This is a genomic window from Chitinophaga sp. W3I9, assembly GCF_050434025.1.
In the GTDB taxonomy this organism is placed as follows: Bacteria; Bacteroidota; Bacteroidia; order Chitinophagales; family Chitinophagaceae; genus Chitinophaga.
This window is the reverse complement of sequence record NZ_JBNPWC010000001.1, coordinates 2,977,920-2,991,819: the sequence shown is the minus strand read 5'-3', so window position 1 is coordinate 2,991,819 and position 13,900 is coordinate 2,977,920. Positions and strand designations below refer to the sequence as shown.

At 47.1% G+C, this 13,900-nt stretch carries 15 protein-coding genes; 4 read left to right on the top strand and 11 right to left on the bottom strand.

The genetic code is table 11. The features are described 5' to 3' along the window. Positions 1 to 308 precede the first annotated feature (308 nt). Complete coding sequence (locus QFZ51_RS12490; RefSeq protein WP_429046237.1) at positions 309 to 1,661, bottom strand: TlpA family protein disulfide reductase; 1,353 nt, start codon at positions 1,659 to 1,661, stop codon at positions 309 to 311. Between the two features lie 210 nt (positions 1,662 to 1,871). On the opposite strand from QFZ51_RS12490, the gene QFZ51_RS12485 reads away from it, so the two are divergent. Further along, a complete protein-coding gene (locus QFZ51_RS12485; RefSeq protein ID WP_429046235.1) occupies positions 1,872 to 3,620 on the top strand; it encodes an ATP-binding response regulator in 1,749 nt (582 codons plus the stop codon). On the opposite strand, the gene QFZ51_RS12480 is transcribed toward QFZ51_RS12485, so the two are convergent. Both QFZ51_RS12480 and QFZ51_RS12475 read right to left on the bottom strand, forming a co-directional pair. Further along, the gene (locus tag QFZ51_RS12480; RefSeq protein WP_429046234.1) at positions 3,592 to 4,455 is read right to left on the bottom strand and encodes a class I SAM-dependent methyltransferase; all 864 of its coding nucleotides are present in this window, start codon (positions 4,453 to 4,455) and stop codon (positions 3,592 to 3,594) included. The two genes, QFZ51_RS12485 and QFZ51_RS12480, sit on opposite strands and share 29 nt — an antisense overlap. 29 nt (positions 4,456 to 4,484) lie before the next feature. Then, positions 4,485 to 5,216, bottom strand: a complete 732-nt coding sequence (locus QFZ51_RS12475; protein ID WP_429046232.1) for a metallophosphoesterase family protein — start codon at positions 5,214 to 5,216, stop codon at positions 4,485 to 4,487. 186 nt (positions 5,217 to 5,402) lie between these two features. On the opposite strand from QFZ51_RS12475, the gene QFZ51_RS12470 reads away from it, so the two are divergent. Next, complete coding sequence (locus QFZ51_RS12470; protein WP_429046230.1) at positions 5,403 to 6,116, top strand: 2OG-Fe(II) oxygenase; 714 nt, start codon at positions 5,403 to 5,405, stop codon at positions 6,114 to 6,116. Between the two features lie 3 nt (positions 6,117 to 6,119). Here QFZ51_RS12470 and QFZ51_RS12465 read toward each other — a convergent pair whose 3' ends face one another. Together QFZ51_RS12465 and QFZ51_RS12460 are read right to left on the bottom strand one after the other, a co-directional pair. Further along, the gene (locus QFZ51_RS12465; protein WP_370911612.1) at positions 6,120 to 6,542 is read right to left on the bottom strand and encodes a secondary thiamine-phosphate synthase enzyme YjbQ; all 423 of its coding nucleotides are present in this window, start codon (positions 6,540 to 6,542) and stop codon (positions 6,120 to 6,122) included. Between the two features lie 22 nt (positions 6,543 to 6,564). Further along, complete coding sequence (locus tag QFZ51_RS12460) at positions 6,565 to 7,833, bottom strand: PQQ-dependent sugar dehydrogenase (RefSeq protein ID WP_429046229.1); 1,269 nt, start codon at positions 7,831 to 7,833, stop codon at positions 6,565 to 6,567. A gap of 186 nt (positions 7,834 to 8,019) precedes the next feature. Here QFZ51_RS12460 and QFZ51_RS12455 point away from each other — a divergent pair, with 186 nt between their 5' ends. Then, positions 8,020 to 8,439 carry a response regulator gene (locus tag QFZ51_RS12455; RefSeq protein WP_429046227.1) on the top strand — a complete coding sequence of 140 codons (420 nt, stop codon included), beginning with the start codon at positions 8,020 to 8,022 and terminating at the stop codon, positions 8,437 to 8,439. A gap of 3 nt (positions 8,440 to 8,442) precedes the next feature. Here the strand turns inward: QFZ51_RS12455 and QFZ51_RS12450 are convergent, their stop codons facing one another. The 5 genes from QFZ51_RS12450 to QFZ51_RS12430 form a co-directional block, all read right to left on the bottom strand. Beyond that, positions 8,443 to 9,426, bottom strand: a complete 984-nt coding sequence (locus tag QFZ51_RS12450; RefSeq protein ID WP_429046225.1) for a GlxA family transcriptional regulator — start codon at positions 9,424 to 9,426, stop codon at positions 8,443 to 8,445. 114 nt (positions 9,427 to 9,540) lie between these two features. Then, positions 9,541 to 10,809 (bottom strand): MFS transporter, encoded by a 1,269-nt coding sequence (locus tag QFZ51_RS12445; protein ID WP_429046223.1) that lies wholly within the window; start codon positions 10,807 to 10,809, stop codon positions 9,541 to 9,543. Between the two features lie 27 nt (positions 10,810 to 10,836). Then, positions 10,837 to 11,055, bottom strand: a complete 219-nt coding sequence (locus tag QFZ51_RS12440; protein ID WP_429046221.1) for a hypothetical protein — start codon at positions 11,053 to 11,055, stop codon at positions 10,837 to 10,839. A gap of 55 nt (positions 11,056 to 11,110) precedes the next feature. Then, complete coding sequence (locus tag QFZ51_RS12435) at positions 11,111 to 11,701, bottom strand: TetR/AcrR family transcriptional regulator (RefSeq protein WP_429046219.1); 591 nt, start codon at positions 11,699 to 11,701, stop codon at positions 11,111 to 11,113. A gap of 102 nt (positions 11,702 to 11,803) precedes the next feature. Then, positions 11,804 to 12,586, bottom strand: coding sequence for an SDR family oxidoreductase (locus tag QFZ51_RS12430; RefSeq protein ID WP_429046218.1), 783 nt, complete (start codon positions 12,584 to 12,586; stop codon positions 11,804 to 11,806). Between the two features lie 194 nt (positions 12,587 to 12,780). Between QFZ51_RS12430 and QFZ51_RS12425 the strand changes: the two genes are divergently transcribed. Next, positions 12,781 to 13,110 (top strand): winged helix-turn-helix transcriptional regulator, encoded by a 330-nt coding sequence (locus tag QFZ51_RS12425; RefSeq protein WP_429046216.1) that lies wholly within the window; start codon positions 12,781 to 12,783, stop codon positions 13,108 to 13,110. Positions 13,111 to 13,112: 2 nt separating this feature from the next. Here the strand turns inward: QFZ51_RS12425 and QFZ51_RS12420 are convergent, their stop codons facing one another. Continuing rightward, the gene (locus QFZ51_RS12420) at positions 13,113 to 13,886 is read right to left on the bottom strand and encodes a helix-turn-helix domain-containing protein (protein WP_429046214.1); all 774 of its coding nucleotides are present in this window, start codon (positions 13,884 to 13,886) and stop codon (positions 13,113 to 13,115) included. Positions 13,887 to 13,900 lie beyond the last annotated feature (14 nt).

Genomic DNA, 13,900 nt, shown 5'->3' with positions numbered 1-13,900 from the left:
CTGCATAAAAGTGATATCAATATGCTGCTTTGGTGCCGTAATTCTTCCGCCATCACATTTTAAACAGCTTTATTTAAATGACATGAGGCAAGGATATTCCGTAGCGAATCCTGCAGCATGGTATCCAGGTATTCAGCATACAGCGTACTTATAGGTATTTAAATCTGCTGTAAAAGTAGGTGTATATCTTTCAAAGGATTTTCGATATCGGGAATTTTTCGGGAGATTTATTTTTCCGGATTGCGGGGAGGTTGTCTTTCTCAGGATTACACTGATTAGGTTAATTTTTTTGATTCGATTTTTGATTTTTATTTTATGTTGATTTTTAGCTGCTCAGCCACCGCAGAGGTGTAGCCTGGCATGGCAATTATTTCGCGGTTTTTATTAAGAAGAATATAGGTGGGGTAGCCGCTGATCTGCAATTTATCAAGATAGCCACCGGTACGGCCGTTGTACAGCGATAATACGCCGGGGAGCTTTTCGCGTTTATCCAGGAATGCTTTCATTTGCTGGAGGTTATTGTCAACGGAAATGGAAACGATGGTTAGCTGCCCGTTGCACTGACTGATCCAGGAGGGAAAGTTTTTCATTCCTTCCACGCAGCCCCAGCACCAGGTGGCCCAGAAGTCGACCAGGATAAGATCAGATTTTATATCTGCAAAATTTACGGTTTCATTTTTTTCATTTTTCAGTGTCAGCAGCGGAAATTTATTCCCGACGCGGGCGCGGGTATTTTCTGTAATGACGTGGGCAATCATCGTCCTGATCCCTGGATGGGTAAGGCTATCCAGGATGGTGGCGCGGATGCGGCGGGACAGTTCATCTTTCTGCTCCGGCTCACGATTGACCCGGTATGCCTGGTTACACCCTGCTGCCAGCGCCAGTTGCTGCAGCTGTGGCGATTTAAAATAAGCAGCTTCGTGGGTTACCTTGTCGATGAGGTTACCTGCACTTCCTTTATATCGTTGTTGGGCAAGAAACATCATTCTTACAAACAAATCATCTTCCAACAGCTTCGTATAAAAGGGATTTTTTTCCTGAATGGGCGCGTTATTGAAATAATCATTCTCAAAATAATCCATCAAGCCTGTGGTATCAGGCAGCTGTTGCACAAATGCCAGGTAATAGATCGCCGCATCATAGCGCAGCAGCGGGTAAGCTGTTGATGTGGTATCGTTCGTATATTTTAATACTATTTCGTGGAAGCGTTGAAAAACAGTATCTGCCGGTAGGGTTAGCCGGAAACGGCCGGTGGTATCTACAAATAAGGGATACCAGTTTTTCAGGAGCTCTTGTTCCATGCTATGCAGGAGTTGGTTCACGGGAGTGCCGGCAGCATCGGTTACGGTGAGTTGGCCCGTCGTATCCTGAATAATATAGGCGCCGCCCGGCAGCGTGAAAAAGGACAGTGACCTGTTTTCCACGAGCAGTTTTACCAATGGTCCGCAGGAATCCGATACGGTTACCCGGAAATTTCCGGCACCATTTGTATGTACCTTCAGTATTTCCACGGGCGCCTTACTGATATAATCGGCATAGCCATACAGGGTAATGAGGCTGTGCGGATTTCCGGACAGTTGCCCTTCAATGATGATAGCGCCTTTGCCAGTCACCGGTATGATAAACAGCCAGATGACCAGGTAAAATAAACGTATACTCATGTATATGATAATTTCAATATGAAAGTAGTGTTTATAACTGACAAAAAAATGTGCGTTAATTGTTCAAATCTTCACACGGTAACTTTAAACCGCTGGCAAAAGATATCTGTTGTTAACAAAGAATTTACACTTGATAATCTGCATTCTTCTACCTTGAATGCATCAGGAAAAGAAAGACCTGCAACCCCTTAACATGAAAACCTGGATTTTATGAAAAACAACCTTACCCTGACCAGGATAAATGGCCGCAATGCGGAGGAAAATGAAGCAAAGGAACGGATTATAAAGATTGTCAATTCCCTGGCGGTAAGCGCCAGCCTGCTGGCATTTACGCTTGGATGCCTGTTATATTATATGACGGGCTACGGCATTATTTTTTACCCTGCCCTGCTGGAAAGCGCCCTTTTTCTCTCCACGCTGCTGATTACCCGTTACAGCAAACCGGTTTACGGGAAACAGTTGATGTTCTTGTTACACAGTGTTTCTATCTGGTTTTTTGGCGTGTTGCTGGGACCTGCTTCCCAGATTTACCTGTTTGCCCCCTTCCTTGCTTTTTGTGTATTCCTGGTGTTTGAAAAGCCCTGGTCGCAGGTCATAACCCTTGTTGCCAGTGCAGTGGTAATGATACTGGTACTGATTAATTTCAGGTACCCGGTGATTGCTTCGCTTCCGCTTAATAAGGACACCGAATTATACTTACACTGGCTGGTGATCATCTCTGCTACTTTTCTGAACGGCACCGCCCTGTATTATTTTGCCAAGGAAAGCAGGTTCCAGAATAAACAGCTGAAATCGCTGGTAAACCAGCTGGACAAAGCCAACCAGGCCATGCGCATCTATGTGCGTGAAACCACCCACGAAATCCGGTCGCCATTGAATGTGGTAAACAGCATCCTGCAAAATTATATTGAAACGGCCGACCAGGGGAAAAGAACGGTACAGGTAGGCATTGCCCACCTGGAAGCCGTACATTTTGCCTGCCAGGATATGCAGCTGGTAATGAGCAATGCACTGGGATGGTCGAAAATTGAGGAAGGAAAAGATGAGATCAGCAAATCACCGTTTCACTTCAGCGACTGGGTGCAGCACTTATGCGATACGTATGAATACCTGGCCAAAAGAAGATCCGTGCATATCAATATTTCACTGAACGACAACCTGCCGGAGTATATCCTGGCAGATAAGTCGAAGCTTCGCACCATTATTGTAAACCTTCTCAGCAACGCTATCAAGTTCACTACTTTCCGGTCAATCATTACAGTAAGGGCCGGCATGAAAAACAACCAGCTGGTAGTTTCCGTAACTGATCAGGGGGTGGGCATTAGCGCCGACCGGAAGGAGCACATTTTTGATCCGTATGTGACTGAACCAGGGCAGCATACAGAATCCAGCGGGCTGGGACTACCCATTGCCCGGCATATGGCCCGCATGATGGGAGGCGATCTTACGGTAACAGATAATCCTGATGGCGGGGGCAGCATTTTTACCTTGCGCATGCCGGTGGAAATTACTACTCCACCTGCTGCTATCCATCAAATGATGGACTATTCTATCTTAAAAGGCTTAAAAGTGTTGGTGGTAGACGATGACCACCTGAACCACCTCGCATTTTCACTGGCGCTCAAACGCATGGGCATAGAAGTAATAGTGGCCGACTCAGGTCCGCAGGGCCTTGCCAAAGCCCGGCTGCATCAACCGGATGCTATACTAATGGACATGATCATGCCGCATATCAGCGGTGTGGAAATGTTGTCGCAGTTCAGGGCCGACCGCCAGTTGCGGCAGATCCCTTTCATACTGGTATCCGGCAATGCCTACAGTGAAGTAAAGGAAGAAATAATTGCTTCCGGCGCGGATGGATTTTTGAGTAAACCGGTAAATATTGAACAACTGTATACGATATTGAAAGACCTGGTAGTAATGGCAGATGCTACTCCACCGGTTTCAGTCGCCAGGTAGCCCTGATCCTTCCCGCCGCCCTCATTTTATGCAGCTGCTCTTCTGTAGCGTTTTCGACCACGTGTGGCAGCCCGGTAAGGCGCGCATGATCACGGGCAGCCACCTTCTCTATTTCGAATCCCATCTTCCGGAAAAATATTTCAGCGGCTTCAAAGCTGTCGAACATTTTTTCATGAATCTGATGCTGGGCATAAAATGCTTTCCACTGTTCATCCCGTTTTATTTCGTTGGTGGCGGCATCCCGCTTCACATAAATATCTGCGGTGATCCAGTATCCTCTACGTTGTTGCAACACGCGGCGGATAATATTACATAGTTTTTCCTTTTCAGTATCATCAAGGTACATCAGCAATCCTTCATTCACCACTACAAGCGGGCCTTCCGGGAAACGGTTCACCGTTTCCATAAACTGCGCTTCATCCAATGCGTTTAACGGTAATACTTCCAGCACACCGGCCGGTGGTTGTTTCTTCAACGCCGCAACAAATTCCTTCTTTAGTGCTATTACTTCCGGCAGGTCCGTATCAATATAGTGATACCCCGGTTGTTTCACAGTTTCCAGTCCACGGAAAGAAAACCCGGAAGATAGTTCAAGGACATTTTTCGCCGGCAATTCATCCAGTAATTGATTGATACTCCAGTAACGGTCTTCGAAATGCACCACCCTTAGCCAGAATGAAAGATCCTTACTATCCGTATTCATTTGATAGGGCAGCGGCGCCAGCATGAGTTGTGCAGCTTCCTTTGCGTAAGGAATAGCGGTAACGCCTTTCAGCAGCAACAATGATTTGGCAGTAGGACTGATGGTGCTGTAATCCCGGTGAGCAGTTTCCATACCCGTTAATTTACGGATAAAGATACGCACTAAGCGTTATCGTTACCTGCTAAAAAATGTGCGTAAAAATCGGGAATGGGACTGTTCCGGATGCCGGCTATGGTTTCTTCCACCGGGTAAGGTATCTTCCGGATGGCCGGTGTAATTTTACTGCCGGTAACCGTTAGTTGCAGATAGGCCGCCAGGCGGTCTCTTTCTTTCGACCTGCCTACTGATCCGGTGTTGATCACCATTTTTCCCGCCGCTTTCAGCGGGCGTATATAAGAGAGATGCGTATGCCCGGTCACCATTATATCTGCATGATATTCTTCCATCATTCCCAACAGGTCATTTTCATCATGATCCTGGTAGAGGTATTCATCGTTACTCCGGGTGCTGCCATGTACCAGTAATACTTTTACGCCGGCAACATCCATCTGTATATGGGGTGGCAGTTCTGCGAGGAAGGCTGCGTGTTGCGGCCTAATGGTATCTTTTGTATAGTTGATGGCCTGTAGCCTGGCTGTTTGCTCTTCCGGCGTGTGTTTACTAAGCGGGTATACAGGGTGGTCAAAGGCGATGCGTTCATCATGATTGCCCATAATTACCGGGATGTTCTTTTGCCGGATCAGGTCTATTACTTCATTGTGCCACGGCGCGGCATCCGTGAGATCACCCAGGCAGTATACCTGGTGGGCACCAAACTGTTCTATGTCTTCCAGTACGGATATCAACGCAGGCAGGTTTGCGTGAATATCGCTGATGATGGCCAGCTTCAACATTTCATTTGTTCATTTTGATATTTGCAACGTTACTATTTAATTCATGCACTGCATATTTCAGGCAATAATAAACTATGAAAATACTATTATTCCGTTGAATAATACCATTACCCCAACACCGCAAGAACCGGGTTTTCCGTGGTGGCCCGGGCAGTTATTTTTGTATCTCCATAAAAAAAATACCAGATGAAAGATATTAAACAGCGGCTGCTGGCGCACGACTGGCAACAGGCAGCCACCCAATTGAACGACCGCGGCTATACGTTACTGAAAGGTGTACTGGGCAAAGCGGAATGTGATGCGCTGATCAATGATTACCAGGCCGACGACACCTACCGGAAAACAATTGTGATGGAGCGTTACCGTTTTGGGAAAGGGGAATATAAATATTTTCAGTATCCCCTGCCGGAGCTGGTCACCACTATCCGGGAAACAGTGTACCCGTTTATTGCGCCGGTAGCCAACAAATGGATGGAAGTATTGCACATTGCGCAGCGGTATCCCGATACACATGCTGCATTAAAAGCGCATTGTCACGTTAACGGACAAACGAAACCCACCATCCTGATCCTTAAATATGGGCAGGATGGATTTAACACCCTGCACCAGGACCTGTACGGCGATATTTATTTTCCAATGCAGCTGGTAGTATTCCTGAATGAGCCGGAAGAGGATTATACCGGGGGCGAGTTTGTATTAACGGAACAGATCCCCAGGGCGCAATCCAAAGCCAATGTGCTGCGGCCGCAGCGGGGGGATATGCTGATTTTTACCACTAATTTCCGGCCTGTAAAAGGCAGCAAGGGATATTACCGTGTGAACATGAAACATGGCGTAAGCCCGGTGCATAACGGGAACCGGCACACGCTGGGTATTATTTTTCACGATGCGTTGAGCTGATTGTTATTCTCCCCATGCGGTAAGCAGCAGGTTCCGCGGACCGCCGTGATTGCGGTGTTCACACAGGTATATGCCCTGCCAGGTACCTACTGCAAGCCGGCCGTTGCGGATGGGGATCATAACAGAACTGCCTAACAACGCGGCTTTCAGGTGCGCCGGCATATCGTCGGATCCTTCATCATCGTGCAGGTATTCCGGATCGTTTTCAGGGACGGTTTTATTGAAATACATTTCGAAATCTTTCCGCACGGTGGGATCTGCATTTTCATTCAGCGTAAGCGACGCCGAGGTATGCTGGATGAATACCTGCAGCATTCCCGTTTTTATTTCGGAGAGTTGCGGAAATGCCTGTACGATTTCCGTGGTGATAATGTGAAATCCCCTTCTTCTTTGCTGTAGCTGTAATGCCTGCTGGAATATTTTCATGCCGTGCAAGTTAAACATTTCATTATTGTCCGTATACCACCTTCCAGATGCGGTTGGTTTTATCGTCTGTTACCAGCATTGCGCCGTTTTTCAATACAAGGAGTCCTACCGGCCGGCCTCTTACATCTGCCGTGGTGGAATCTTTCACAAATCCGGTGAGAAAATCTGTTGGTTTACCGGCGGGTTTCCCATTAGCAAAAGGGATAAACAATACTTTGTAACCAGAAATAGGCTTGCGGTTCCAGGAGCCATGCTGGGCGATGAATGCACCCTGGTGGTATCTTTCCGGAAATTTATCTCCCCGGTAAAATACCAGGCCCAGGGAGGCGGTATGAGGGCCTAATTGCACATCGGGGATAATGGTATTGTTTGCTTCCGGTGGCGCGGGATCTTTCACGCGTGTATCAGTACGCTGACCGTAATACTTCCAGGGCCATCCGTAGAAGCCGCCTTCTTTTACGCCTGTCATGTAATCGGGTACCAGGTCGTTGCCTAATTTATCCCTTTCATTAACAGCCACCCATAAGGTAGAAGTACCGGGGGCCCAGTCCATGCCAACAGGGTTTCTTAAACCTGCGGCGTAAATGCGGCGACCGGTACCATCGGGATTGATTTCCACGATGGCTGCCCTCGATTGTTCATTTTCAATACCTTTCTCTGCATGATCGGTGGCTGAGCCAATAGCGATATAAATTTTGGATTGATCTTTATTGGCGATGATATTTCGTGTCCAGTGTTGATTTTTTTTGCCGACAGGCAGGTCTGTTATTTTCTCCGGCGCCGCGGTGATCACCGTATCGCCGGTTTTGTAAGGATAGCGGACTAACGCATTGGTATTGGCTACATAAAAATGGTTGCCTATCAGCAGCATGCCAAAGGGCTGATTCAGATTGGAAAGAAAGGTGCTGCGGAACTCCGGTATACCGTCGTGGTTAGCATCCCGCAGCAGTGTAATGCGATCTGCACTGTGCCGCATACTCTTTGACTTCTGGGCGCCTACAAACACCGCCCCTATTTTAATCACCAGCGGGAAATTACTGTTTGATTCCGCCACCAGCACATCGCCGTTTGGGAGCGCATACATCCAGCGTGGATTTACCAGGTCATCCGCATATAAAGACACGTGAAAACCCGCTGGTGCAACGGGTGTTTCACCAGGACCCCAGCCAACTACCTGGCTATAGTTCATATATGATTTTGTGGCATGGGGTGGCGGCAGGCGGGCACTGTCTTGTGCACACAGCTGATAAGTTGCGGGCAACATTAAAAGTGACAACAAATATTTTTTCATGAGAAGATGCTTTTAGGGTGATACCATCTCTCTTACAATATTTGCGCCACCGGATGCCACAAAAGGAGCGCGACCGTATGTATGGTAAAATCTTAAATTTGAACGCTTTTGCATTTTTGTTTATCTTCATATTTCCCGCCGAAGATCCAAACGAACGTGAAGACCTTAATGCTTAAAATTTTAGCCATGACGAGACCACAACAAATAATGATTATTGATGATGATGCCGATGATAGAATTTTTTTCCAGGAAGCCATTCACAATATCTCTCCGGTTATAGAAACACATGTATGCGATAGTGGAATACAGGCAATAGCGATGTTCCAGGAAAATAAAATTCCGGCTCCTGATTACATTTTCCTTGATTTCAACATGCCGCTGATGAACGGGCGCGAATGCCTGGTAGAACTGAAAAAGATCCTTCAGCATCAGTTAACGAACATCATCATACTGAGTACTTCTGATATGAAGGAAGATATGGAAGATGCCATGCGGCTGGGTGCAAAATTATTCCTGACCAAGCCCAATACTTTCCAGGAATTATGCACTATGCTGAAAGGGGTATTGGAAGGCAGATGGCATAAGATCTTCTCCACAGAAAAATAAAGGTTATTTGGCAGTTGCACCTTTATTGTATTTGTTCCTATACTCGAGTGGCGATAACCCGGTTGTTTTCTTAAAGATTGTCCTAAACGCCTTTGTATCCGAATAACCCACTTCCCACATAATTTCATTGATATTTTTACGGCTGCTTTCAAAGCTTTTTTTGGCCACTTCTACCTTTACCCGTTGGATATATTCCGATACAGTGTTGCTGGTTGCTTTCTTAAATCTTCTTTCCAGGCTTCTGCGGCCTACGGCAAACATGGATGACAACTGTTCCACCGTGATTTTTTCCTGCCAGTTCTGCTCAATAAATTCCTGCGCCTGTTTTACTGATTCATCCTGGTGTTCGCGCTGACCTTTGAAAATGGTGAAGGTGGCCTGGTTAGTGCGGTCTATTTCAATTTCAAAATACTTGGACGCAAGAATGGCCATGTCCCTGTCTGTATACTTTTCTATCAGGTAAATGAGCAGGTTCCAGAAGGAGTTGGCACCACCGCTGGAATAAATACCCTTTTCATCTGTAATGATCTTTTCAGACACCAGTTCCACATCGGGGAACATGTTCCTGAATTCATTGGCTGCCAGCCAGTGCGTGGAGCAACGCTTTCCATTGAGCAAGCCAGTGGATGCCAGTAAAAAGGCGCCTACACAAAGGCTGGCCACTTCTGATCCGTGGTGGTGCTGTTGTACAATCCAGGGATAGAAATCCTTATTCTGTTCTATAACCACTTCACGCTCCCCGTTCACTGCGGGAATAATGATGAGATCTGCTTTATGTTTTTCTGTGATCATAACGTCCGGTGTTACTTTAAAAAACCGGTCGTATTCGTGTGCTTCTTTGGAGAGCCCCACCAGCTGCACGTTGAATAGCGGATCCTTTCCAACGCTTTCGAGGAAGTCGTTGGCTTTGGTAAACAGTACAAAGGGACCTTCAATACTACTGAGCGCAACGGCGCCTTTGGGAACGAGAATGGATATTTGTTTCATAATTCAAATCTAAGATAAAAGTTTCGCTGAATCAACCCTAAACAGCTGGTGCGCGTACCTTATCTTACTAAATACTTTTTTGGGAAGCCGGTCAGCCCGGCTCCCCAAAAAACATTACACTTCCGCCGCTACGCTGGTGGTATTCACCACCGCGCCTTTGGCCAGTTTTCTTTTTACGATTACGCTTACGCGGTGTACCAGGTAAATACAGGGAAGGGTTAAGCCTACAATTACCCATCCGAGTGTATCATAGTGTTCCAGCGGACTGAATTTATCTTTCTGGGATACGATCATCCCTGCAATGACCGCCGCTATTCCGCCGGCAATTTGTTGCAGGGAGGAGTTCACGCTCATAAAGGCGCCGCGGTCCGACAGATCGGGGATACCGGTAGTTAAGGCGGTGAATGGGATCATACGGCCCATGATACCTGCCATCATCAGTACGTTCAGGCACATGATGATCCAGAGCGGTTGCGGTGTTAAGTGTGTATAAATAATGATGATCACCAGTGCATAAATGGAAGCAATGGTAAAGAGCGTAAACCTGTCTTTTTTATCACTTAACTTTCCCAGCACCGGCATAATGAACAGGGAACCAACACCGGTGACCATGAACAACAGCGGTAACTGTTCATGTGTAACGTGCAGGTTATTCACGGCAAATGCGCTACCGAAAGGCATCATCATAAAACCGCCTACAGACATGAGTGCGGTGGCGGTGAAACCGATGCGGTAATCGCGGCTTCTTACGGTATGCCACAGGTGCGTGAATGCGCTTTTATCGCGTTGCACCGCCAGGTGTGCAATTACCGGTTGCAGCTGAAGGATGATCAGTAGCATCACGATAGCGGCTACACCGGCTACAAGGAAAAAGGGCGCTTCCCATCCCCAGGCGTTGGCGAGGTATAACCCAATAGGAATACCGAGTACCTGGCTGGCGCCGAATGCCATTTGCACAAACCCCATCACGCGGCCGCGTTGTGAGATATCAAAAAGATCGGTGACGATCGCCAGGGAAATAGATCCTATTACGCCGCCAAATAAACCAGTAACGATGCGGGCCGCCACCATCGTGTAATACGTGTTGGCCAGGCCGCAGCACAGTGTGCCGAGGATAAAGCCCGCATAAAAAAATATCAGCAGTTTTTTACGGTCGAAGCGATCGGCAAAGCCGGCAGTGAGCAGACCAGAGATACCGGCGCTGAAAGCGTAGGCCGATACGATGAGCCCGAACTGGTTAGGCTTTATGTTCATCGATTTCATGAGCATATCACCGAGTGGCGACATGACCATAAAATCGAGGATGACCGTGAATTGTGTGAGTGCCAACAGGGCTACTATCATTTTCTGGTGACCCGAAAATGCGGTGGATGCTTGTTTCATTAGGGAGATTTTGAGCTTATCTATTTGTTAGTCTTCCAGCTCTGCACATTCGTACTCGCTGGCATTGATTAATGCAATAATGCGATCCGGCACCGGTTCGGCAGTTACTACTCTCAGCACGCAATCTACGTCTTCCATGTCTACTGTCCATTTTTCAATAAAGGACTGCTGATCCAGTAACGACGCTACTTTGGAGCGGGCTTGCACAGTGGCAATGTTTGTTTTGAAAATGAGAACGTGTTGCATGACTAATTTGTTTTTGTGAGCGAGCGTTCATTTATTAATTTGACAAAAAAAAGGGCTATTTCATTATTCCTTTTATCACACAGTCGAATGTTTCTTTCATGATCTTCTCTGAAAACTTAAACTTGCGGCCATCGAGACTTCGTCCTTCGTTATGGAATTTTATCAGTGAGTATAAGGGCGCAAAAGCAACAGACCAGTATACTTCGAGGGGCATTTCTTTGATCTCTCCGCGCTTTACAGCATTATGTACATAGCTCCCCATTGCGCTATGGAATTCATGTGAGATCGTTTCCAGCATTTTTTCTTTATACATAGAATTCCGCAGCTGTTCAAAGAAATTGACAGATTGGTGGTTATCCAGTGAAAAAGCGGCCCTGTTTTTCCATTGGATCCACAGCCCTTCCTCAAAGCCCATTTCCGGGTTAAAATCTTTCAGGGTGGCCCGCGTCATTTTCAGTGCTTCTTCTGTACTGATGCTGGTCAGCAGGTCTTCTTTATCTTTATAATAAATATAAATAGTTGCCGGAGATACTCCCGCTGCTTTTGCCAGCCGGTTGATGCCAAAATTTTCCAGCCCATCTTTCACCACCATCTCAATAGCTGCCTCGCGAATGGCCTGTATTTTATTTTCGTCTCTGTATCTCATGCCGCACAAAGATAAGTGAGCGATTGCTCATTTTAAAATATTTTTTTGAGACTGGGGATTTTGAGAGGGGCTGACTATAGATTTATAGCCAGCCCTTTAAAATTAGTGTGAAAGATCGGGCGGGGTGAGATTTTTAGAAAGACCTCCATCTACGGTTAGTTCCTCACCAGTAGTAAATGTAGCATCGAAGGCCAGGAACAATACGGCCTTCGCCACTTCATCCGTATTACCATTGCGTTTCAACGGCGTTACCTCCTCCCCGATTTTTTCGAAGGCCAGCAATTCTTCCTTCGATGCGCCGGACACGCCCATAGTGGGTGTGTGAATAAAACCCGGACTCACGGCATTTACGCGGATGCTCCTGGGCAGCAGTTCAGCCGCAAAACCTTTTACAAAGGAGGCCAGCGCCGCTTTTGCACCGGCGTACACGCTCATGCCTGCATAGCCGGAATCATTGGCGATGGACGTAGTGAATACAATGGCGCCATAATCTTTTATTAACGGCGATAGCTGCTGTACGGTGAAATAGGCTCCTTTGGTATTGATGGCAAAGGTTTTATCGTAAGTGGCTTCCGTTACTTTGTCGAAGGGTTCCAGCAACGAGAAGCCGGCATTTATAAACAGGAAATCAATTTGCCCCAGGGTGGCAGCCACGGTGTTGCGCAGGGTTTCAATGTCGCTCATGGATGATGTATCGGAAGCTATGATGTGTACGCTGTTACCCAACTCCTCTTTGGCGGCTTCCAGGTTCTTTGGATTTTTCCCGGTGAGCAATACTTCTGCACCGCCTGCGATCAGCATTTTAACCACTGCCAATCCCATACCATGTGTACCGCCGGTGACTACCGCTGTCTTTCCATTGTAATTATTCATTGTGCTGGTCATGTTATTTTTATTTTGATGATCAATGCTGCAAAGTGACGCAGATCGGGTGAACAGAACAATAACGGACATTATGTTCCTATACGGAAAATTTTATCCGTATGCCTGGAATCCGGCTATTAGGGATAAATTTGTCCGTATCAGAAAAGTGACCGGTTATGTATGAAAAAAAGATTCCAAAAAGTTTTGCGTGCGGGATGGCGATCATCATGGAAATCATAGGTGGTAAATGGAAATCCTATATGGTATACCTGATCAACAAAGGGGTAAGAAGACCCAGTGAGCTGCAAAGAGCGATGCCTTCCGCCAGCCGGCGGGTGCTGGATCTGCAGTTGCGGGAACTGGAATTCCACGGCATCATAAAACGGGTTATTTATCATGAGCTGCCGCCGAAAGTAGAGTACTATCTCACCGATTTCGGCGAGTCGTTATTGCCGGTGGTGGATGCGATGGATAAATGGGGGGAAGACTACCAGGGTGAATTTGAGACATTAATGAAAAAGAAAACAGAACCAGTGGCCGTATAAGATTACCACCAGGAGGTTTGCTGCAAAAATGCCTGTGGTGTTTGACCGGTGAAAGCCCGGAAGTCTTTTATAAAATGCGCCTGGTCATAATAGCCGGCATCATAGGCTGCTTCTGTGAGGCTGCCGGCTTCCGGAAAATGATCCAGCAGGTGCCGTAATCTTACGATGGCGGAGAATTGCTTGGGCGTAGTTCCTACGCTTCGCCTGAATCGTTTTTCAAATGCATCCTGACTGATGTACAGGTCTGCTGCCAGTGATTTGATCTTCACATCGCCGGCGGCTGTTTTAATTTGTTGTACCGCATGGCGGATGAGTAAATCCGGTTGCCGGCTGCTGAGTGCCGCCATCAGGAATTGCTCCACAATCGCGATCCGCTGCAGGTTGTTTTTTGCCTCATACAACTGTTCTTCCACTTCCCTTATTTTATGGCGCTGTACCAGTTGATCGAGCGATTCATGGGTATCGAACAATTCATGCAGGGGTGTTTTGAAAAAGGCGGCGGCGCCACCTTCCCTAAACTTCACCAACACATTGCCGGTGCCGGGCGCATAGTGTAACAACCGGGAAGTTCTGCGCAAACCTGCCAGCGCTGTTACCGGCAGGTTGAACGCCTCACCGGATTCCCCGCTTATTACTTTACCACCAAACCGGAAAGACATCACCACAGCAGTATCCGGCATTACGCGGTTCTCCATGCCGTCTTTGCTTTCGATGATCAGATAAGCGCTGACATAAGGAGAGAGAAGGGCTGAGGGAAGATAACTTTCCATGTTCATGCGGCAGCTATTTG